Below are 20,728 nucleotides of genomic sequence, written 5' to 3'. Positions count from 1 at the left end.
CGCCTCTCACTGAAGGTTCTCGGAAGTTCACCTTCCTGAGCCCCATGACGCGTGCTCCGCCCCTCCAGTAGTGAAGATGAAACCATGATTACAGATCACTTCATCAACCTTCGTTACGCCGGAGCCGAAAGTCCGCACCACTTAGCCCTCCAGTGCGGTGAGCTCACCCAGATAGCGCCCTGGGTCGCCGTTCCCACGGCCACCTGGAGGCAATGGGTGCGCCATAAACAACAATTCGCCAAAGTAGTCGCTGCCGGGTGGAGCACCCACCGCGCCGTCCTCATCAGTAAATCGGCCGCGCGGCTGTGGGGAATGTGGGTAATTTCCAGGAAAGGGGAGGAGGTGGAGTTAGCGGTGCCTTCGGGAAGCGTTCCCCCACGCAGGCTCACCGCGAAGGGCTATCGGTACCGCCGGGTAAAGTCCCTCCAGGAATCCACGGTGACGGTAGCAGGTGTGCGCACCACGCATCCCGCCCGCACCTGCCTCGAAATCGCCCGGCTACACGGCTTCCCAGATGGCCTGGTAGCTACCGATTCTGCTCTCAGGCAACACGGCGTCACCACCTATGACTTGCGCGAAGAACTGGCAAGAATGCAGCGCACTAGGGGACAAGCAGCCATGCGTAAGGTTATCGAGCACGCGTATGGCGGATCGGAATCGCCCTATGAGTCCTATCTGCGAGCCCTCATTATCGAGCGTTTCCCGCAGGTGAAAATTGAGCCGCAGAAACCGCTGCTCGGGAAGTATCGGGCGGATCTCTGTCTCGATGGCTGGCTGGTGGTCGAGGTCGATGGCGATGCCAAATATGACGGTACCTACGGCAAGGAGCCCGTCCACGTGGTCAAGCAGCAGATAAAAAGGCAGCGAGCGCTAGAAAACCGCGGATACGTGGTGCTGCGCTTTGGTTCCAGCGAGGTGAAAGCGTCGGACGAGGCATTGCGGATAATCGCTAGCCACTTGGGAAAACGCGGCAGGAAAGTAGCCTAGATCACCCCCGCGCCACCCCACAAAGCATAAAAGTTGTTGAACAAAAGGCATAGCAACCCTTAAGATGATGCGCATCACAAATTTAATGCGACCTGCATCACGAAAGGTAAAATCTAGTGAGTGCTGAGACATCACACGCCACTCCGGCGCGGGCGGAGGATAAGACCCCGCCAAAGGGCCTCGGCGCCATGGCCGGTGCCATGTTCCTCATGGCCACCTCCGCCATCGGTCCGGGATTTTTGACCCAGACCTCGGTCTTTACCGTGCAGATGGGGGCTTCTTTCGCGTTTGCGATTATGCTGTCCATCCTCGTTGACATTGCCATCCAGCTCAATGTGTGGCGAGTGCTGTGTGTAAGCGGTATGCGCGCAAATACCTTGGGTAATACCGTTCTCCCCGGCCTGGGCTGGGTCCTCGCCGTATTCGTCTTTATCGGCGGCGCGGTCTTCAATATTGGCAATATCGCCGGTTCGGGCCTCGGTATCAACGCGATGCTGGGCATCGATGCGCGCATCGGCGGCGTCATCGCCGCAGCTATCGCCGTTTTTATCTTCCTCTCCCGCAAAGCCGGCATGGCACTTGACCGCCTTGTTGCCGTCCTCGGTGCGGTCATGATCCTGCTCATGCTCTACGTCGCGGTGGTCAGCCAACCACCGGTGGGCGAGGCACTAAAGAATACCGTCGCGCCAGGCGAGATTGACTTCTTCGTCATTACCACCATCATCGGTGGCACCGTGGGCGGCTATATCACTTTTGCCGGCGCGCACCGACTCATTGATTCTGGCCACACCGGCGTGGAAAACGTCAAGAACATTACCTATACCTCGGTCAGCGGCATCGTGGTAACCGGCATCATGCGCATGCTCCTCTTCTTGGCGGTGCTCGGCGTGGTAGCCACTGGGGTGGCGCTTTCCGATGACAACACCGCGGCCGATGCGTTCTACCATGCCGCTGGCGAGTTCGGCCTGCGTGCCTTCGGCGTAGTCCTCTTCGCTGCCGGTTTGTCCTCCGTTATCGGTGCGGCCTATACCTCGGTGTCCTTTGTGACCTCCCAGGAGACCTCGACGCGCACCCGTAATATCCTCACCATCGTCTTCATTGTGGTGTGCACGGTGGTCTTCGTGGCCATTAACTCCGCTCCGCAGAAGCTGCTCATCTTCGCTGGTGCCATCAACGGCCTTATCCTGCCCATTGGCTTTGCCCTCGTGATGTGGGTGGCCTGGCGCCGCCGCGACCTTTTGCATGGTTATAAGTACCCCAAGTGGCTTCTGGTCATTGGCGCCTTGGCGTGGGTGCTGACCATCTTTATTGGTTTCAAGGCCTTTTCCGGCATCACCGAACTATGGGCTTAATGCGGACCCCGGAGCAGGTGCGCGAGTATGCGCGCACCCATGAAATGGCCACCACCGCTGGGCATGCCCGTGGCTTTATGCAGGCTAATCTGCTGGCGGTGCCGCAGGAATACGCCTTCGATTTCTTGCTTTTTGCCCAGCGCAACCCCAAGCCGTGCCCAATTGTGGGCGTGCTAGAGGCGGGGCAGTACACCTCCGAGCTACTTCCAGGTGGAGATATCCGCACCGATATCCCCGCCTACCGTGTCTTTGAAAACGGTGAGCACAGTGCCACGCTTGGCGACGCCACCTCGTACTACACCCCAGACATGGTCAGCTTCCTTATCGGCTGCTCCTTTACCTTTGAAACTGCCCTGCAGGATAACGGCATAGAGGTCGCGCACATTGCCCAGCAGCGCAATGTGCCGATGTTCAAGACCTCGATTCCTACCACCCCGGCCGGGGTCTTTTCCGGTCCCATGGTGGTGTCCATGCGGCCGATTCCGGCCGCACAAGTCTCCGATGCCGTGCGCATTACCTCCCGCTACCCCTCGGTTCATGGCGCCCCAGTGCACGTAGGTGACCCAGCGGCCATCGGCATTGCGGATCTCTCGTGTCCAGACTTTGGCGAGCCGGTAGAAGTACCAGACGGCTGCCTACCGGTCTTTTGGGCCTGTGGTGTCACCCCACAAGCCATCGTGATGGAATCCAAGCCGCGCCTGGCTATCACGCACGCGCCGGGGCAAATGTTGGTGACAAATGCCCGCGATCAAGATTTTCTCATTCCTTAATCCTCGAGCACGGCGAGGATCTTGCCGCACGTATTCATAAGGCTGTCATGCGCAAGCGTGGCAGCCTCATCCCGTTTTCCATCTGCGATGAGCGTGGCCAAGGTGATATTTCCTTGAATATGGTCCGCATGTAGTTGCGGGTAGCGCGGGATGGCCAAGAGGAAGGTAAGCCGCATGCGGGCGAGTAGATTATCCATCTGCTCATTTAGGGTGGGGGAGCCAAGCGCGGCCACCAGTGTGCGGTGGAAGCGCTGATTGATGGCGGAGACTTCCTGGTGCTCGCCGCGCGCCGCGTAGTCGAAGGCGGAGGAAGTGAGGGTGACGAGTGAGGGGGCGTCGGGAAAAGTGCCCCAACGTACCGCGGCCGGTTCAATGGCTGCGCGGGCGGCGAAGAGATCACGGATATAGTCTGCATCTGGCATTGCGAGGAAGACACCCCGGTTAGGGATGCGCTCGACAATGCGCTCCGCGGCGAGCCTTGTGAAGGACTCACGCAGGGTATTGCGCGAGCAGTTGAAGCGTTCGGCTGCCTTGACCTCGCTGAGGCGCTCGCCGGGCTGGAATTCGCCTGCGGAAATGGCTTCGCGCAACGCGGAGGCGACAGACTGGGAAAGCATGCTCACAACTGTACTAAAAAGTTGTACACCTCACATTGAATATGAGGTGTACAACCCCTACACGAGCATTAATCGATGGTCGCAATAACCTTCGAGGAATCCAGACGGTCTCCCTCAGCAGCCAAGAGCTTGATGGTGCCGCCGCGCGGCGCCTTAATAGCAGATTCCATCTTCATGGCCTCTACGGTGGCGATGGCATCGCCTTCGGCTACGGTATCGCCGTCCGCGACGTTCCACGCCACAAGGTTGGCCTCGAATGGGGAGGTGACTGCGTTGTCATCGGTGGACTGCGCACCAGCCGAAGATGGTGCCGTGGATGCAGAGCCGCCGGCCGAGGCGGCGCCCGGTGCGGCAAGGAAATCTACTGGAACGCCAACGTTGACCAGCTTGCCATCGATCTCCACGGCAACATTGCGACGCTGGGTGTAGATGGCTTCGACCTTTTCCACCTGGTTGGCGGCAGATGCGCGGTAGTTGTGGTCAACCCAGTCAGTAAAGACACCAATCTCGGAAGCCCCCGCGGCAGCGGCATCCTCTGCCGGGGCAGCGGTACCGATGAGCGCAGGCTCGTCCATCATGTCGCGGTGGAACGGCAGCACGGTGCGCACGCCGGTGACGGTGAATTCGCGCAGGGCAAAGCGGGCGCGGGCCAAGGCGATCTCGCGGGTCGGGCCCCATACCACCAGCTTGGCAATCAGCGAATCATAGTAGGGCGGGATGATGGAGCCAGAGCGTACCGCGGAATCAACGCGGATGCCCGGGCCGGTCGGCGGCTCGAAGGAGACAATGGTGCCAGGACACGGAGCGAAGCCATTGAGGATGTCTTCGGCGTTGATGCGGAACTCAAAAGCATGGCCGTGGGATTGTGGATCCTCCTCGAAGGACAGCGGCTCGCCGGCCGCGATGCGGAATTGCTCAGCGATGATATCGGTACCGGTGACCGCCTCGGTAACGGGGTGCTCGACCTGCACACGGGTATTGACCTCGAGGAAGGATATGGTGCCGTCTTCGGAGACGATGTACTCGACAGTGCCGGCACCGACATAGCCCACCTTGGCGCAAATGGAGCGGGCGCCTTCGATGATGCCGTTGCGTTGGGCGTCGGAAAGCGCGGGTGCTGGGGCTTCCTCAATGAGTTTTTGGAAGCGGCGCTGGGTAGAGCAATCGCGGGTGCCGAGCACGCGCACATTGCCGTGCGTATCGGCCAGCACCTGGGCCTCGACGTGGCGCGGGTGGGTGAGGAACTTTTCTACGTAGCACTCCGCGCGGCCGAAAGCCTCCATGGCCTCGCGGCCAGCGGAGTTGAACGCGCCCTCGATTTCTTCCATATTGTCTACGACCTTCAAGCCGCGTCCGCCGCCGCCATAAGCGGCCTTGATGGCAATGGGCAGACCGTGCTCTTCGGCAAAGGTGCGGGCTTCTTGCCAATCATCGATGGGATCAGAAGTACCAGGTGCCAGTGGTGCGCCGACCTCTTCGGCCACGCGGCGGGCAGCAATCTTGTCACCGAGTAACTCAATATGCTCGGGCGAAGGGCCAATCCAAATCATTCCGGCTTCAGTCACCGTGCGGGCAAAGTCGGCGTTTTCGGACAAAAAGCCATAGCCTGGGTGAATAGCATCTGCACCGGCACGCACCGCGATATCAAGCAGCGCGGGTACGTTCATGTAGGTATCGGCAGCCGTATTGCCCGGCAGCGCATAAGCTTCATCTGCTACCTGGGTATGCAAAGCACCCGCATCTGCTTCGGAGTAAATGGCGATGGACTTAATGCCTAGGTCGCGGGCGACGCGGGCGATACGCACGGCAATTTCGCCGCGGTTAGCAATGAGGACGGTTTTAATCTGCATTTTTATCTCCAGTGTTCAAGGCTTGAGGTGCTACGAGTTCAAAATTCACGCGTGCGCCGGGCGGCAGCTGCGCGGCAATATCAATATCTTCTTCCAAAACGGTGGCGATGACGGGGTAGCCACCGGTCACAGCGTGATCGCGCAGGAAGACTACGGGTTTGCCATTGGGCGGGATTTGGATGGATCCGGCGACCATGCCCTCGGACGGAAGTTCGCCGTCTTTAACGCGCTCAATCGGCTCATCGCCATCGAGGCGCAGGCCCACGCGGTTGGAATCTGAGGTGACGGTCCATTCAGCATCCAGGAAGGCGGAGACATTATCGCCAAACCAGTCATCGCGGGGACCGAGCACGCAGCGCAAGGTAGCGCGGGTCTTGCCATCGGAGCTTTCGCGTACTCGTAGTGGGTTGGAAAGCTGGGCATCGGTCATGCCGGTAGAACGCGGCAGCACACCGATGACATCGCCGGTGGTGACGGGGTCTGGGCCGAGGCCCGACAGGACGTCGGTGGCTGCGGAGCCAAGCTCGGATTCGGCGATGATGCCGCCGCGAATAGCGACGTAGTTGCGCATGCCTACCGTTGCGGGATCCACCGTGACGGTTTGCCCGGCCGTGACCAGGACAGGACGGGCGAGGTGAACCGGCATCTCACCAAGGCGGACACGGGCGGTCGCACCGGTGACGCAAATGACGGTATCGGTGAGCGCGTGGAGCTTAATGCCGCCAATATTTTCCAGCACGGTTGCTCCGCGCGGGTTGCCCACGGCCACATTGGCGGTCGCGGCGGCGGCGCGGTCCGCAGCACCCGATGGGGTCACGCCGAGGTCGCCCACGCCTGGGCGCCCCAAGTCTTGGTAGAGAGTGAGTAGGCCGGCATCGATTACCTCCATGCGCGGCAGGCGGGCAGGAGCGCGTTTAGAGCGCGCAGAGTGATCGACGAGCTCCGGTAGCTTATCCACGCTGCGGTAGCGCACGCGGTCGCCCGGCTGCACCAAGGCTGGCGGGTTGGCATTGGAATCCCACATCGGCGTATTGGTGGTGCCCAGCAGCTGCCAGCCACCTGGGGAGACGCGTGGGTAAACCGCGGAAAACTCGCCTGCAATGCCTACGGCACCGGCCGGTACTGCGGTACGGGGGCTGGAGCGGCGCGGCACGGCGCGGGCCAAGGACGGATCCGAAGGCGCGCAGTACGTAAACCCTGGGGCAAAGCCACCGAAGGCGGCAGTCCACTCGGTGGAGGTATGCCAGTTGATGAGTGCCTCGCGCGAGAGGCCAAGTAGGTCTGCAGCCTCATCGACATCTTTTCCGTCATAGAGCACATCGATTTCTACCGTGCGCGCCTCTGCGGTCGCGGCTGTGGCAGGGGAAAAGTGTTGCAAAAATTCCGCCGCATCGCGCGCCGAATCGGGTGCCTCAAAGGTCAGCAGCAGGGTAGTGGCGGCCGCAATGCAGTCCACCTGATTCTTCAAAGGCTTGGCAGACAGCGCAGCGTGCCAGTCCATGACTTGGTTTAATCCCTCCAAGTCAATGAGCAATGCGCGAGTGCCCACAAAATTAATGTGCATTAGATGAAGCTCCGAATCTCGATACCCTCAGCCCGCAAGCGCTCCACTACGCCGCGTAGCAGCTTCACCGCGCCGGGGGAATCACCGTGGGTACATACGGATTGCGCATCTACCTCGAGCTTCGTGCCATCCACGGCGGTAATCGAACCGGTTTGTGCTACCTCGAGCACTCGCTGTACCACCTCATCGGCGCTATCTAGCACCGCATTGGCTTCCTTGCGTGAGACGAGCGTGCCATCGGGGTTGTAATTGCGGTCCGCAAAAGCCTCACGGATGACGGTGAGCCCGCTTTGCTTGGCGACGTCCACTGCTACGCCCCCAGGCAGCAACATTACCGGCAAGTCACCAAAGGCCTTGATGCCCTTGATGACGCCCTCTGCCTGTGCCTTATCCTTCACGATCGCGTTATACATTGCGCCGTGCGGCTTCACATAAGAGACCGTGGTGCTATTGGCGCGAGCCAAAGCATCAAGTGCGCCGATTTGATAAGTCACCTCATCGGCGAGTTCGTTCGGGTTGTAATCAATAAAGCGGCGACCGAAGCCTGCGGCGTCGTTATAACCCACGTGCGCGCCTACGGTCACGCCGGCCTCTGCGGCTGCCTTAAGCGTGCCGGCAATAGAGTGTGGGTCACCCGCATGGAACCCGGTGGCCACGTTTGCTGAGGAGACCATCTCCAGCATCGCCGCGTCATCTGCGACCGGGTTGCCTGCAGTGGTCTCTCCCAAATCCGCATTGAGATCGATATGGAGCGCGGACATTCAACACCGTCCTTAAGATTGTTGAACAATTCGAATGGGTTTAAGTGTAACCCTCGACACTGACATTTGTGAAGCTGATTACGTTTGCACTACCCGCGTGTACACCCCCACCCGTATACGGGAAACCGCCCCGTCTCGGAGAAGGGATCCGAGACGGGGCGGCATAGCTCGCTAGAGTCCAAGAGTTCCTAGGCCCTAGCTTTATAAATCTTTAGCGTCCGTAGTTCTGGACGGCGTAGAGCTTGCCTTCAGAGTTGATGGCAACGCCAACGCCGATGGTCTTGGCGCGTGGGTCCAGCATGATCTTGCGGTGGCCTGGGGACTCGTACCAGAGCTTTACTAGCAGCGCATCGGAGTAGTCGCTCCATGCCTGCAGCACGTTCTCACCGCCGGCCGGGATATTGGCTGGGTAGTAGTTCCAGTGCTGCGGGCGGTGGCTGAGCTTATCGGCGCGAACCAGCTGATTGGCCCAATCCTGGGCTAGGCCATTGAGCGCACCGTTGGCGCGAACCGGGCGCAAGCCGTGTGCCTTGCGGTAGTCGTTGGTGTAGTTGATGATGTTCTGGACGCGGCTGGAAGCTGGAGCGACCGGTTTTGCAGCGGCAGCCGGAGCAACGGGAAGATTGGCGGAAGGTACCGGAAGGTTCACGCCACCGAAGCTACTCAAGGAGCTCGATGCCTCTGCAGGAGCTACGCCAACGCCGAGGGCGACGGCTGCTGCAAGTGCAGGAGCGACGAACTTCTTGGCGCAGAAGTGAACTTTGGGGGTAAACATAAGCGGTGCCTTTCTGCTGGAACCTAGCGGGTATCACAAGGGTGGAAATCGCGGGGTGTTCATGGCGAATTTCCGTTCCTCTTCACTTAAAATTTAATCAATTACCACGGGGTAAAAGCCAACTGACCAGCAATTATTAGGATTCCTAAAGATGATTTCCCGGAAAACTAATTACTTCTTAGTTATTTCTCGATTTGAGCTAGGAAACCCCTAAATTCCCTCAGTGACGGCGTTGAACACCTCGCCCCACGGGGGTAATTTCCAATCCATATCTCAGGTTCCCGGAGAAATGAGGTTGATTTAAGGTATATGGGTCTAGTTTTAAGCCAGCCACCGGCGAAACTGGCCAGTTTCTTGCTATAGCCTATGAAGAACCTTGTGGTTTCTGGTTGTCATAAGATTTATGAGATTCCACCATGTCGGCACATAGTCTCACCGGAGCCTTTTAAGCGCATTGCCCCGTCCGTGGGGGCAGCAGAATCGCGGTATCTTCGCGCTGTTTAGGCATAAAAAGAGCGCTCAGCGGAGAAATCGCTGAGCGCTCGCAAAAGTAAGGCTTTTTAAGCCTGGCTGGTCGCGGCCGCCTTGTTAGTAGAGGGGGCGGGCGAAAGGGCCGAGGAAATGATGTCGGCGGCTTCCTTCCGGTTCCGTGCTCCGTGGAGTTGGGCGCGGAAGTCTTCCTTCATGATGTTGCGTGCGAGCTTGGATAATAGCTTGAGATGCTGCTTTCCGGCATCGTCGGGAACGGCGATAAGGAAGGCGAGGGTGGTTGGGTCCTCGCCCTCGGCCCACGTGACACCTTGGGGTAGGCGGGCGAAGGCAAGGGTGGGTACCTTTACCCCGGCAGACCGCGCGTGAGGAATGGCTACGCCGTGTCCCACACCGGTGGAACGGGTAGATTCGCGCTGCAATGCGGCGCTAGCGACCGCTTCCGCATCGGACATTCGCGGAGAGGTGAGCTTCACTAGGGAACGAATGACCTCTTCGCTGGAAGAGCCCAAGTCCTTATCCAGACTGATCGTGTCCACAGCTACCAGCGGTTTATCCTTGCGCTGCGTCAACCCTACTAGCAGGAGGATAAGGCCGGCACAGACCGCGATGCCGGCGAGCATGGCGATAAAGAAACCTACGACATTGTCTACGGCGCCGAGCGCCGCGACGATTGGCCCGCCGTGCATCACGTGGTCTTGCGCGCCAAATGCTCCGGCAAGTGCACCGGCTACGGCACCGCCAGCAACATTGGCGGGAATAACCTGCAATGGACGTGCGGCAGCGAGCGGAATAGCGCCCTCAGTAATGCCGAAGAATCCCATGAACAATGCCGCGATGCCGGCATCATTTTCCGCTTTGTTAAACCAGCGGCGACGCAGAAGCGTCGCTACGCCCACGGCAAGAGGTGGCACAGCAATGGCGCAGGCCGCCATGCCCATCGGCGCCGCGTTGCCAGCCGCGATCATGCCGCCGCCAAAGAGGAAGGCTGTCTTATTGAAGGGGCCACCCATGTCGAAGGCAATCATGGCGCCAAGGATGAGGCCCAACACGATGACGGAGGATCCCTGCATGCCGGCGAGGTACTCAGTCATTGTTTCGAAAGCGGCCGAGACAGGTGCGCCAATGAGCAAGATAAAGATAAGGCCCACGATGAGTGTGGTGAAAATCGGGATGACAATGATGGGCCAGATCGGTGCAATGAATTTGTGCACTGGAATCTTCTTAATGGCCAGGGCCACATAACCAGACAAAATACCGGTGACAATGCCGCCCAAGAAGCCGGCACCCGTTTCAGACCCATATAGTGATCCGGTGGTGGCGATGAGGCCGGTGATAAGGCCAGGCGCAAGGCCCGGTCGGTCCGCGATGCCCACAGCGATGTAGCCGGAGAGAACTGGAACCATCAGTGAAAACGCCAGAGCGCCGAGTTCATTGACAGTGTTCCAGAAGCTATCTTCTGGAATCGCCATGCCCTCAGGCGTGGGGGTGCCACCGATAGAGAGGGCTACCGCAATGAGCAAACCGCCGGTAACCACGAACGGGATCATGTGCGAGACGCCGTTCATCAGCGCTTTGTACAAGGTCTGGCCAATACTATTTTTGCGGGGCGCTTCTTCTTCCTGGCTGTCTGTAGATCCTTCCCAGCGCGCAGCGCTTAAGGACCTGCTTAGTAGTTCCTTTGGGTGTTTGATGGCCTCGTCCACGCCGGTGGCCTCGAGGCGTTTGCCGTGGAAGCGGTCTTTGGAAATTACAGTATCGGCACCAATGACAATGGCATCGGCGTCTTCGATATCTTGCTTGCTAAAGGTTCCTTCGACGCCGATAGAACCGTGAGTTTCAATCTTGATGCGGTAGCCCAGTTCTTGGGCTGCGGCCTCAAGGTTCTCGGCCGCCATATAGGTATGCGCGATGCCCGTCGGACACGCCGTGATGGCGAGGATGAGGGGCGATGACTCTGAAGTGCTCATGAGTCTTATTAAACGGCAAACGTTTGCGTTGGCACAATAGGGGATTGTCATCTTATGCGCCGGTACGCTGGAAGCACCCGACCGCAGAAAAGGACGCCACGCCGTGAGTAAAGCATCGCCGGATAATATCTTGCTCTACCTGCCGCAAAAGCAGGAGGACCAAGTACGCGAAATTTTTGCCGGCCTTGCCCAGCGCGGCTTTCCCGTCCAGCATCAACGCCCGCACATTACTGTGACCTTTTCACCGCACATGCAGCCAGAGGTCGTGGAGTTAGCGGCGCAGCTGCTGCCGCCTGTCATACCGGCAGATTTCCGGCGGGTAGGAAACGTCATTTTCGGCACCAAGCGCAAGCAGACGGTGGCTTGGCTGCTTGAAACGACCGACGAGCTAGAAATTGCCGCGCGAAAAATCAGTGCCGCCAATCCGGACGGGCGCGGGCCGCGGTGGACCCCGCATCTGACCATGGGGTTGCGCCTGCCGCGCGAGGAGGTTCCTGGCTATATCCACGCAATGGATGAGCTCACCTCATCGCATTTCAAGGAGTTTAGCGCCGTAGAAGCTGCTTATTGGCGGCCGCGCACGCAGGAAAAGACAGTACTGGCCGAGGCCTAGAGCAGGGCCTGCAGAGCGCGGGCAACGCGCAGCACGGTCAGGTCCTCGCCCGGCTTGCCGACGACCTGCACCGCATCACCCACGCCTTTTTCCTCTTCGCCGCGCAGCGGCACCGTAATCGCCGGCCATCCAAGCACATTGAAAGGCTCGGTCCAGCGTCGCAGGCTCGCGGCCGATTCCGCGGTATTCTCCGGGGTGATATCGGACCACTTGAGGGGGCCGGAATCGAGGGTAGGGGTAAGAATAATGGGGGCATCGCCAAGCAGGGCAAGAGCCTTTTCGCGCAGCTCTTTCACGCCCTGTGCAGCTGCGTCATAATCTTCCTGGCTGATATTTTCTCCGCCCAGCACTCGCTGCAAAATGACATCCTGGTACCTTTCGCGCTGGTCCAGCAATGGCCGGTGGACATCATAGACCTCTTTCAAACGCATCGGCTCGTAGAGCTCGGCCGTGGCGGCGATGGTGTCTTCCAAGTCCACTCCCTCGGCGAGCTTAAAGTCCGAGTGCTCTAGCACCGCCAAAAGATCTGCGAAGCGCTCTCCCTTGGCCTTGAGGGCCGTGACATCAAGAGCAGAAACATCCTGCGCCGCGGCCGGTTCCTCATCTGCGGTAGCAATAAAGGCCTGCTCAATGAGGTCAATTGAGCTGGCAAAGAATCCAATGCAATCAAAGCTCGGGGCGAAGGGGAAGACACCTTCTACCGGAATGAGCCCGAAGGTGGGTTTGAACCCCAGCACGCCCTGGCAAGCAGCAGGCACACGCACCGAGCCGGCGCTATCAGAACCCACCGTAAGCTGCAGCGCGCCGCAAGCCACCAAAGCGGCAGAACCAGAGCTAGAACCACCGCCGCAGATTTCGGGATCGCGTGGGTTGATAACGCGACCGTAGGCCGAGGCATCGCCCAAAATGCCATAGGAAAACTCCTGCAGGTTCGCCTTCGCTACCGGCAGCGCACCCTTCGCCGTCAAACGCTGCACCACTGGTGCATCCTTAACCGGTGCGCGCCCAACTTTGACCTTGGTGCCGCAGGTAGTAGCTACGCATGCTACATCCACGATGTCCTTGAACGCCACCGGTTGCCCCATGAGCGTGGGTGATTCATCCACCGCGTGCTCATCAAACGGGATGACGGTAATCACCGCGTTAAAATCCTGCTGGGCTCGGTGCAGGCGATCAGAAAGTGTAGCCATAACGGAAGCTAAGTCCTTTCAACGTCGGCGTCCTCTGCTGTTTACTATGTATTAGAAGAATGCAGATGTTACTACCGTACATCAGGAATCGGTGAACAATTTCCCGTTTCTAGGCAAAGCACCGCTTGCATGGTGTTACCCAGCAAAAATCCCCAGTGCATCCCATGCCAGCCAGCCTCCTTCGCGGAGGGTGAAGACGAGCTGGTTCTCTCCTTCCTTCAGGGTATCTTCGGCGAGAGCAAACTCGATTGCTGCCGGTCGCAGCGGGGTCGGTTCCCCGCTGGCATCGCCTTGGCGCGAACCTTGCGTTGCGCCTTGCGGGAGCTCTATTTGTTTATGAAAATCATTAACCGTGATATCGAGAACACCGCCGAGCTTGGTGGTATCAATGAGCCACAGTGCCAGTGCCGCCTTTGAGGCAGGCTTATCCAATTTCACCGTCCACTTCAGCGTGTAGGATTTGCTGCCGGCCCATTTATCGCCGGGACCGGGGAGGAGATAAGGGACGTCGGCAGGCGTAGCATCCGGTCCAACGGTGATCGTCTGGTCTGGGTGCGCAGTGACGATCTTCTTGTAGTCCTTTGGCGAGTACTGGAACTCTGTGCCTTTTCGATCAAAGGAACCAATCGTGGCTAGCGCTTGGCCAGCAGTGACCGAAGGCAGGGAGGTAGACGTTGCCTTGCCAGAAGGAGCGGACTCGGTACCGGAAGCATCTACTACCTTGACGCAGTAGGACCACTTTTCACCGGCGACGTCGCGCCGGGAGTGGTGGAAAAAGGGGAAGATGGTCTTGCCCAACAGCACGTCTACACCATTGGGATCGGTGCCGATGACACGGTAGTGATCCAAGACGACGTCCCAGGAAACAGGCTCCCAAGTGACGTAATTTTCCATGAGCTGCGGTTCTGCCTGAATGTTAGCTACGGCCGGTGGAGCAGCACTCGCGGTAGGAGCTGGGGTAGAGGCCCCTTGGTCAGAGGAATGTTTGCGGGAAGAACCGTGGCGAGAGGAAGAAGAGGAAAGCGAGCTAAAAAGTCCCATGATGAATTGTCCTTTCGGGGTTTAGAGGGAGCGCAGCGTGTGCTCGCCGGCATTGGTACGGAAGGAGAAAGCAGTCTCGCGCGGGGCGGTATCATCGCGCTCAATCCAGGGCACGACGACGAATTCGGAATCGAGGTGCTCGCGGGTAGCGTGCACTTTGATGTAGCCACGGCGCTTATCCATGGCCTTCACATATGGCTTTTCCAACCACTCGGTGCTCTTGGAACCGGCAAAGCCATCGCCATCGGAAGCAATGGAGGTGGCGACCAATTCCACGCCGACGGGCTGGCCCGATTCGGATTGAATCTCGGCAGCGCAGTGTTGGTGAATATCGCCGGTAAAGACAACGGGATCGCTTACCTTAGATAGGGACTCGATAAGGCGGCGGCGCGCTGTTGGGAAGCCGTCCCATTGGTCGGTGCTATCGGCGATTGGTACGACGACCACGCTATTGACCACCACGTTCCACTGTGCCGCAGAGGTAGCGAGCTTATCGTTGAGCCACTGCTCCTGTTCCGCGCCCAAGATGCTGGCATCCTCCGCGGATTCCTCGCGGTATTGGCGGGTATCGACCAGGTTGAAACGCATTAGCGTGCCCACGTCGAAGGAATCATAAATGCGGTTATTGGGGCCTTCGGGAAGCGCGGGCGGGGCCACCGGAAGATTCTCATAAAAAGCACGGTAGGCAGCTGCGCGCTGGTAGAGGAAGTGCTCGGCCTTGGTGCCAATCTCGGACCAATTGCCGGCGTAGTTGTTTTCAACCTCGTGGTCATCCCACACAATCGCCATCGCAGCGCGCGCATGCGCGGCCTGCAGGTGCTCATCAGATTTGAAGAGCGAGTAGCGCAGGCGATATTGCTCCAGAGTCTCCACCTTTGCCTTGAAAACATCGGGCACGCTTGCGCCCTGGCGCCACAAATTATTGCCTTCCACAATGCCGTATTCGTAGATATAGTCGCCCACGAAAATGGTCATATCCAGATCCGGCTCCTGCGCAATATGCTTCCACGGGGTGAAATAGCCGTGATACCACGCCTGACACGAAGCCACTGTGAAGGTGAAATCATCCACCTTCGCGCCGGGTGCGGGCAGAGTTTTAAACCGACCTACTGGGCTTACCTTGCCATCCACGCGGAAGCGATAAAAATACTCAGTTGCCGGCTCCAGTCCAGTGACCTGCGGATGTACCGAGTGTGCCAGCTCGCGTTGGGCTAAGGCCTCGCCCTGCTTGACGACGTCCCCAAACCCCTCATCCTTCGCAACTTCCCAACCCACGCGGACATCGCCGCCGGTCATGCCGCCGTGACCATCCTCAGCCAGCGGTTCCGGGGCCAAGCGGGTCCACAGGATCATGGAATCATGCCGCGGCGTACCCGCCGCTACGCCCAAGCCAAAAAGCTCCGAATCCTGCGGCAGATCCCCACCTCGTGACGATCCCCATGAGCTTAGGCTCGACTGCGCACCCGCCTTTGCTGGTGCATTAATACCCGCAGCCACCGCCGCGGCCGACACACCTGCAATCTGCAGGAAGTTACGACGATTAAAAGAAGAACGACTATTTGAATCAGACATACAAAGCTCCACAAAAGGTTTAAAAGGAACTTTTTCAGCCTAAGCAGCCGCGGTGAATCGCTGGTTAAATCAGACTTAACTGCAGTGGTCGTTGAAATTGAATAGAGTCTTGGATGTTGAATACGACCTAGTGTTAATGGAAGGGACTATTGTCTTATCAATAGCTACAAGTTCCCCTTGGGTGGCTACATCATAGTCTTTCTGATTGGAGCGTAACTTGAGGCCACCTTCGATAAGTCGAATCAAGCGTACGCCGGATTCAAAAGACTTTATCGCTAAATCTGTAGAGATAATTGTTCTACAACTGTACTTGCTGAGCTGTCTGCCTATTGACGACTTGGGCATATGCGAGGATGCGCCTTCTGACGTTTTTGCTGTCTCAGGCAGCGTAGTTGCGTAGTCAGGAAGAAGGTACCAAGTATCCGTTGAAAAGTATATACGATCGTAGAATTCGCTTGCTAATGAAAATGAAGAAAGGAACTTTTGAAAATAGTCCCCTTCTTGGTGATCCAGAACCTCTTGAATTCCGGTAATGCTTAGTGAGGGGGTTTCGGCGCAGGTTTTATAGGGGTCTTTTCGAGTCGGTTTACTAGTTTTATTAAGAACTTTTCTGGTGGAGCGGTGCCACCAGTACGCATACCCTACGGCGAAAATGGGGGATATGATCAAGGGCAAGAAGGAAACGAGTTTAGCCGCTAAAATAAAATTGAACAGCAAAATGAAATAAATAGACAAAAAGCCAAACAGGTAAGCAGTCACATTTGAACTGAGCTTTTGGTATTCAACTTTCTTGAGTGGACTATGTAAAGGGATATGACCAAAAGCAGGCTTGAAATCGAAGTCAAGATTAGACTGCTTAGAAGGCGATACCAGGTAAAGTCTGTCTGCCATGTAAAATATAGTAGACATAAGAGCGCTGTTTTACTTACGCCTAGAAACGTGGCGTGGGCAGTGCATATTTTTGTCTCGCGTCCGTACAGCTTCAATTTTTGTTTGCGAGGGTTGGTTGCAGACCAGAGAGAAACTTCATCTTGAGCGTTGATCACCTTTGAGGAGCGCTGTGCCGCAAGCCTCGCAAGCGAATCTTGAATGGCGCGAGCATTTCCCATTATCCGGTCTCTTCTTGCTAACCCCCATGGGAGCCGTAGTTGATGTAGAAGCATGCCACCTATTAATAAAACGGACAGCATGAGCAAATGAACGAGTGTTGTTGCTGAAGTTAGCTCTATCCAAAACTCTCCTACTGCAAAGCAATGCAATAGCAAGGAAGGATCTTCTGCGCATCGACTGCTATTAATTGCTGGGAGCATTGAATATGCGGAGCTCAGAGTAAACACGGTAAAGAGTGTGAGGCCTAAGCCCAAGTTGACTAATTCGCGGTGTTCGTGGCTGTAGTGTTTCTCCGCCTCCGGCCTTTCCAAATAGAGATAAATACCAGCTAAAACTGTCGTAATAGTTATGACCGTGGATAGGCTGAGCGGGTTTTCCGACGAAGAATAGATTTTAAAGGGGGAAAGTGACAGAAGGTGAGCACAAATAAGGCCCATCAGGATTACTCCTAGGCCAAAAAACCCTACACCTAAGAATGGTTCTAACCTCGAATTGGCGATTGGGAATATCTTCTGGATTGGTGTTTGTGGGTTCCAGACAATTGTCGCATCCCAAATAGTTTGGGAGCGGGTTTTACGATCTGCTGAGTTTGACATGAAATTCCGGCGGTGGAGAATCTGTTGAAAAGGAGGGCGCTCGGTAACAAGGACAACCCTGAGTAACTATCAGGGCACGACTATTTTTACAGTTCTAGAATCCCGAACGTCTGGGCCTGGAAAATAGAGTTTCTACCCGAGCTGAAACGTGGGGGCTTACCAATGATTTCAAGATTTTGAGTCCCTTGTAAAATTTCATTGCATGAAGAACTCGACTGACAGTTCAGAATTTCCCAACTCCTCCGAGCCCCCAAAGCTCCAGCCCAGCTCCTATATCCCGTTGATGTTCGCACTGCTTACGGCGGTGTTCGCTTTCCAGCTCAATGCGTCGATGCTCTCGCCAGCCTTGGCGACGATGGAAGATGAGCTGGGAGCTACCACCGCGCAGATCGGCCTGACGCAAACGGCATTCTTTACGGCCGCAGCATTGTTCTCACTGTTCCTGCCGCGCTGGGGTGACCTCATCGGACGCAGGAAGGTCCTCGTTGGCATGATGGCGGTAGCTGCGCTGGGCTGCGTGGTATCAGCCATTGCACCGAACGTCGCTGTGCTGCTTATCGGCCGCATCATTCAAGGCGTGGCAGGGCCTACGGTCCCACTGTGCCTGATTATGCTGCGCCAGCAAGTGCTCAATGAACAGCAGTACGCCCTGTTGCTGGGCATTGTGACCTCGGTAAACGGTGGTATTGCCGGCGTGGATGCGCTGGCCGGCGGCTGGCTGGCAGGCAACTTCGGCTACCGCTCGGTCTTTTGGACCATGGCAGTTCTGTGCGTCATTGCAGTAGTAGCGGTGCAGGTATTTACCAAGGAGTCCACGGCCACTGAAACCCCGCGCATGGATTGGGCAGGAGTTCTACCTCTGGCGGTGGCGCTGGGTTGCGTTCTCACTGCGTTCAACGAAGCCGGCAAGCTTGCTGAGGCCAATTGGTTCCTCGTCATCATCCTTCTCCTCATCGGTGCCGCCGGCTTCTGGGCCTTCTGGAATGTGGAGAAGAAGGTCGCCGATCCGCTCGTACCGGTGGCCTACCTCAAACAACGCCGCACGTGGGCACTGCTTTCTACCACGCTGCTCACCATGACCGGTGTCTTTGCCGTGATGAATGGCCTTATCCCTAACCTTGGCCAGGATGCAGATGCCGGCGCCGGAATTTCTGCCAGCGCCATTTCTTGGGTCACGCTCACCCCATACGCCCTCGCCGGCTTGGTCTTCGGCCCGATTGCCGGCTGGATGGCCTCCAAGTTGGGCTATAAATACGTCTTGCAAACCGGCCTCATCGGTACCGTTGTCGGCCTGATTATTTCTATCTTCGTGGTTGGTGCCCCGAACGCGTGGACCCTGCTTCTCGTCTCTATTTTCTTGGGCGTGACCTACGCGGGCATTGCCAATATCATGCTCAATGGCTTAGGAATTGTGCTCTCGCCGGCCGATAACCAGGGCTACCTGCCCGGCATGAACGCCGGCGCCTTCAACCTAGGCGCGGGCTTGTCCTTTGCAGTGCTGTTCGCGGTTTCCGGGTCTTTCGAGCATGGTTACCGCGCGGGCATGATTGCCGGCGTCATCATTCTGCTTGCAGCCCTAGCTTTGTCCTTCCGCATTCCGCGACCGGAGTCCATCGATGACACCGTGGCGGCCGTCAACGCCCGAAAGTAGGCTCGTGGCATGACGCGAAAAACCATTCTGGACTGCGACCCCGGCCACGATGACGCGGTGGCCCTGCTTCTAGCCATGGGCAACCCCACCATCGAGCTGCTGGGCATTACCACCGTGGGCGGCAACCAGACCTTGGATAAGGTCTCCCATAATGCCCTGGTGGTCAAGGAAATCGCTGGTCACCCGGAGATTCCCGTTTATGCCGGCTGCGACCGCCCACTCGTGCGCCCCGTCGAGGTTGCCGAGGCCATCCACGGCTCCACCGGCATGGACGTGGAAGGTGTCCAACTTCCGGAACCAAGCACCGCGCTTGCCGACGCCCACGCCATCGACTTCATCATCGACACCATCATGTCCCACGAGCCCGGCACCATCACCCTCGTGCCTACTGGGCCGCTAACTAATATTGCGATGGCCGCGCGCAAGGAGCCGCGCATCGTCGAGTGTGTCAAGGAAGTAGTCCTCATGGGCGGCGGCTACCACGAGGGCAATTGGTCCCCAGTCGCCGAGTTCAATATCAAGATCGATCCCGAGGCCGCCCACATCGTCTTTGAAGAGCCTTGGCCTGTAACCATGGTGGGCCTCGACCTCACGCACCAGGCGCTAGCCACGCCGGAGGTGGAAGCCGAAATCAAGGCTTTGGAGACCCCAGTCTCGGAGTTCGTCGTCGGCCTTTTCGGCTTCTTCCGCAAGGCCTACCAGGCCAACCAAGGCTTTGATAACCCGCCGGTCCACGACCCGTGCACCATCGCCTATCTCATCGATCCGGACATCGTCCAGACCCGCAAGGCACCTGTCCACGTCGAGCTTGCCGGCGCCCTTACCACTGGTATGACTGTCACCGATCTCCGCGAGCCTGCCGACGCCTCCTGCCACACCCAAGTCGCCACCACCCTCGACCACGCCGGTTTCTGGTGCCTGGTTACCGACGCCCTCAAAAACCTCGCCTAGGCCACCTTCACCCCGCGAGCCAGCCAACTTTCAGCCACGTTATCGCCCCTTAACCCTCAGTTGGGGGGCCATAGCGTGGCTGCTTTCCTTGGCAGAGGCTCCCAACGGATGATTTATGCGAAATCATGTAGTCGCTGAACCAATTCAGCTATTGAGCCATCCTTAATTTTCTGGTGGAAGTTATTTCTGCCGAGATTCGTGGTTACCTTGATGTGCTTCGTCCAAACATCTAGGCCTTGGTCGCAATGACACAGATCGCACCGGTTGTGCCAGGGATGAGAACGGCGCAAAATAGGTCAGCGCTGGGGTTCAGCCTAAACTCGAAGGTAAAACCCCAACCCTAGGAGCCACCATGAAGCAGCACAGTTTCCGCCACGTCGTTGTCATGGGAGTATCAGGCTCGGGCAAGACAACGGTGGGGGAGGCGCTCTCGCCGCTGGTTGGGCTGGAGTATCGCGATGGCGATGATATGCACCCGCAGGCCAATATCGACAAGATGGCGGCGGGGATACCGCTCGATGATGCGGACCGGGAACCGTGGCTGAAGCAGATTGGTCAGTGGTTGGCGGATAGGCCGGATGGTGCGATGGTGGGGTGTAGTGCGTTGAAGCGGAAATACCGGGATCTGATTCGCGAGTATTGCCCGGGCGTGGTGTTTGTCCACGTGCACGGGGATTTTGATGTGCTGTATGAACGCATGCAGCATCGGCCGGGGCACTTTATGCCGGCATCGCTTTTGCAATCGCAATTCGATACCTTGGAGCCGCTGGAAGATGACGAAACCGGCCGGGTCTTTGATGTGACACGGCCGGCGTCGGAAATTGCGGGCGATGCCGCAGCATGGATTAAAGCGGGTACTTAAAGCTGGC

At 57.7% G+C, this 20,728-nt stretch carries 17 protein-coding genes; 7 read left to right on the top strand and 10 right to left on the bottom strand.

Annotation, left to right across the window (positions count from 1 at the left end; genetic code table 11):
* Positions 1-84 precede the first annotated feature (84 nt).
* The 3 genes from WMP97_RS03695 (at position 85) to WMP97_RS03685 (ending at position 3,109) form a co-directional block, all read left to right on the top strand.
* Entirely contained in the window at positions 85-987 is a 903-nt protein-coding gene (locus tag WMP97_RS03695; RefSeq protein ID WP_023020727.1) for an endonuclease domain-containing protein, read from the top strand.
* Between the two features lie 188 nt (positions 988-1,175).
* Positions 1,176-2,339, top strand: a complete 1,164-nt coding sequence (locus tag WMP97_RS03690; RefSeq protein ID WP_034656254.1) for an NRAMP family divalent metal transporter — start codon at positions 1,176-1,178, stop codon at positions 2,337-2,339.
* Positions 2,330-3,109: a putative hydro-lyase gene (locus tag WMP97_RS03685; protein WP_198010446.1), complete on the top strand. Its 780-nt coding sequence runs from the start codon at positions 2,330-2,332 to the stop codon at positions 3,107-3,109. The genes WMP97_RS03690 and WMP97_RS03685 overlap by 10 nt, the downstream gene beginning before the upstream one ends.
* Here the strand turns inward: WMP97_RS03685 and WMP97_RS03680 are convergent.
* The 6 genes from WMP97_RS03680 to WMP97_RS03655 form a co-directional block, all read right to left on the bottom strand.
* On the bottom strand, positions 3,106-3,726 hold the full coding sequence (locus WMP97_RS03680; protein WP_340439833.1) for a GntR family transcriptional regulator: 621 nt from the start codon (positions 3,724-3,726) through the stop codon (positions 3,106-3,108). The genes WMP97_RS03685 and WMP97_RS03680 overlap by 4 nt on opposite strands.
* A gap of 68 nt (positions 3,727-3,794) precedes the next feature.
* Complete coding sequence (locus WMP97_RS03675) at positions 3,795-5,576, bottom strand: acetyl/propionyl/methylcrotonyl-CoA carboxylase subunit alpha (protein ID WP_340439831.1); 1,782 nt, start codon at positions 5,574-5,576, stop codon at positions 3,795-3,797.
* The gene (locus WMP97_RS03670) at positions 5,566-7,140 is read right to left on the bottom strand and encodes a 5-oxoprolinase subunit B/C family protein (protein ID WP_023020732.1); all 1,575 of its coding nucleotides are present in this window, start codon (positions 7,138-7,140) and stop codon (positions 5,566-5,568) included. Before WMP97_RS03670 ends, WMP97_RS03675 begins: the two co-directional genes overlap by 11 nt.
* A complete protein-coding gene (locus WMP97_RS03665; RefSeq protein WP_340439830.1) occupies positions 7,140-7,901 on the bottom strand; it encodes a LamB/YcsF family protein in 762 nt (253 codons plus the stop codon). The genes WMP97_RS03670 and WMP97_RS03665 overlap by 1 nt, the downstream gene beginning before the upstream one ends.
* 211 nt (positions 7,902-8,112) lie before the next feature.
* The gene (locus tag WMP97_RS03660; protein ID WP_023020734.1) at positions 8,113-8,676 is read right to left on the bottom strand and encodes a CAP domain-containing protein; all 564 of its coding nucleotides are present in this window, start codon (positions 8,674-8,676) and stop codon (positions 8,113-8,115) included.
* Positions 8,677-9,236: 560 nt separating this feature from the next.
* A complete protein-coding gene (locus WMP97_RS03655; RefSeq protein WP_023020735.1) occupies positions 9,237-11,135 on the bottom strand; it encodes a fructose-specific PTS transporter subunit EIIC in 1,899 nt (632 codons plus the stop codon).
* A gap of 103 nt (positions 11,136-11,238) precedes the next feature.
* On the opposite strand from WMP97_RS03655, the gene WMP97_RS03650 reads away from it, so the two are divergent.
* A complete protein-coding gene (locus tag WMP97_RS03650) occupies positions 11,239-11,748 on the top strand; it encodes a 2'-5' RNA ligase family protein (RefSeq protein ID WP_340439829.1) in 510 nt (169 codons plus the stop codon).
* Here the strand turns inward: WMP97_RS03650 and WMP97_RS03645 are convergent.
* The 4 genes from WMP97_RS03645 to WMP97_RS03630 form a co-directional block, all read right to left on the bottom strand.
* Positions 11,745-12,938: an amidase gene (locus tag WMP97_RS03645; protein ID WP_340439828.1), complete on the bottom strand. Its 1,194-nt coding sequence runs from the start codon at positions 12,936-12,938 to the stop codon at positions 11,745-11,747. The two genes, WMP97_RS03650 and WMP97_RS03645, sit on opposite strands and share 4 nt — an antisense overlap.
* A gap of 135 nt (positions 12,939-13,073) precedes the next feature.
* Entirely contained in the window at positions 13,074-13,979 is a 906-nt protein-coding gene (locus WMP97_RS03640) for a polysaccharide lyase family protein (RefSeq protein ID WP_340439827.1), read from the bottom strand.
* Between the two features lie 21 nt (positions 13,980-14,000).
* Positions 14,001-15,551 carry an alkaline phosphatase D family protein gene (locus tag WMP97_RS03635; RefSeq protein ID WP_340439826.1) on the bottom strand — a complete coding sequence of 517 codons (1,551 nt, stop codon included), beginning with the start codon at positions 15,549-15,551 and terminating at the stop codon, positions 14,001-14,003.
* Positions 15,552-15,626: 75 nt separating this feature from the next.
* On the bottom strand, positions 15,627-16,442 hold the full coding sequence (locus WMP97_RS03630) for a hypothetical protein (RefSeq protein ID WP_340439824.1): 816 nt from the start codon (positions 16,440-16,442) through the stop codon (positions 15,627-15,629).
* Positions 16,443-17,459: 1,017 nt separating this feature from the next.
* Here WMP97_RS03630 and uriT point away from each other — a divergent pair.
* From uriT to WMP97_RS03615, 3 genes are all read left to right on the top strand, one after another.
* Positions 17,460-18,908, top strand: a complete 1,449-nt coding sequence (uriT, locus tag WMP97_RS03625) for a uridine transporter UriT (RefSeq protein ID WP_445293077.1) — start codon at positions 17,460-17,462, stop codon at positions 18,906-18,908.
* Positions 18,909-18,917: 9 nt separating this feature from the next.
* The gene (gene uriH / locus WMP97_RS03620) at positions 18,918-19,859 is read left to right on the top strand and encodes a uridine-preferring nucleoside hydrolase UriH (protein ID WP_340439823.1); all 942 of its coding nucleotides are present in this window, start codon (positions 18,918-18,920) and stop codon (positions 19,857-19,859) included.
* A gap of 352 nt (positions 19,860-20,211) precedes the next feature.
* On the top strand, positions 20,212-20,721 hold the full coding sequence (locus WMP97_RS03615; protein WP_200288118.1) for a gluconokinase: 510 nt from the start codon (positions 20,212-20,214) through the stop codon (positions 20,719-20,721).
* Positions 20,722-20,728: the final 7 nt, after the last annotated feature.

Source organism: Corynebacterium sp. KPL4072 (assembly GCF_037908395.1).
GTDB lineage: Bacteria > Actinomycetota > Actinomycetes > Mycobacteriales > Mycobacteriaceae > Corynebacterium > Corynebacterium kefirresidentii.
This window is presented reverse-complemented; position numbering and strand designations above follow the sequence as displayed.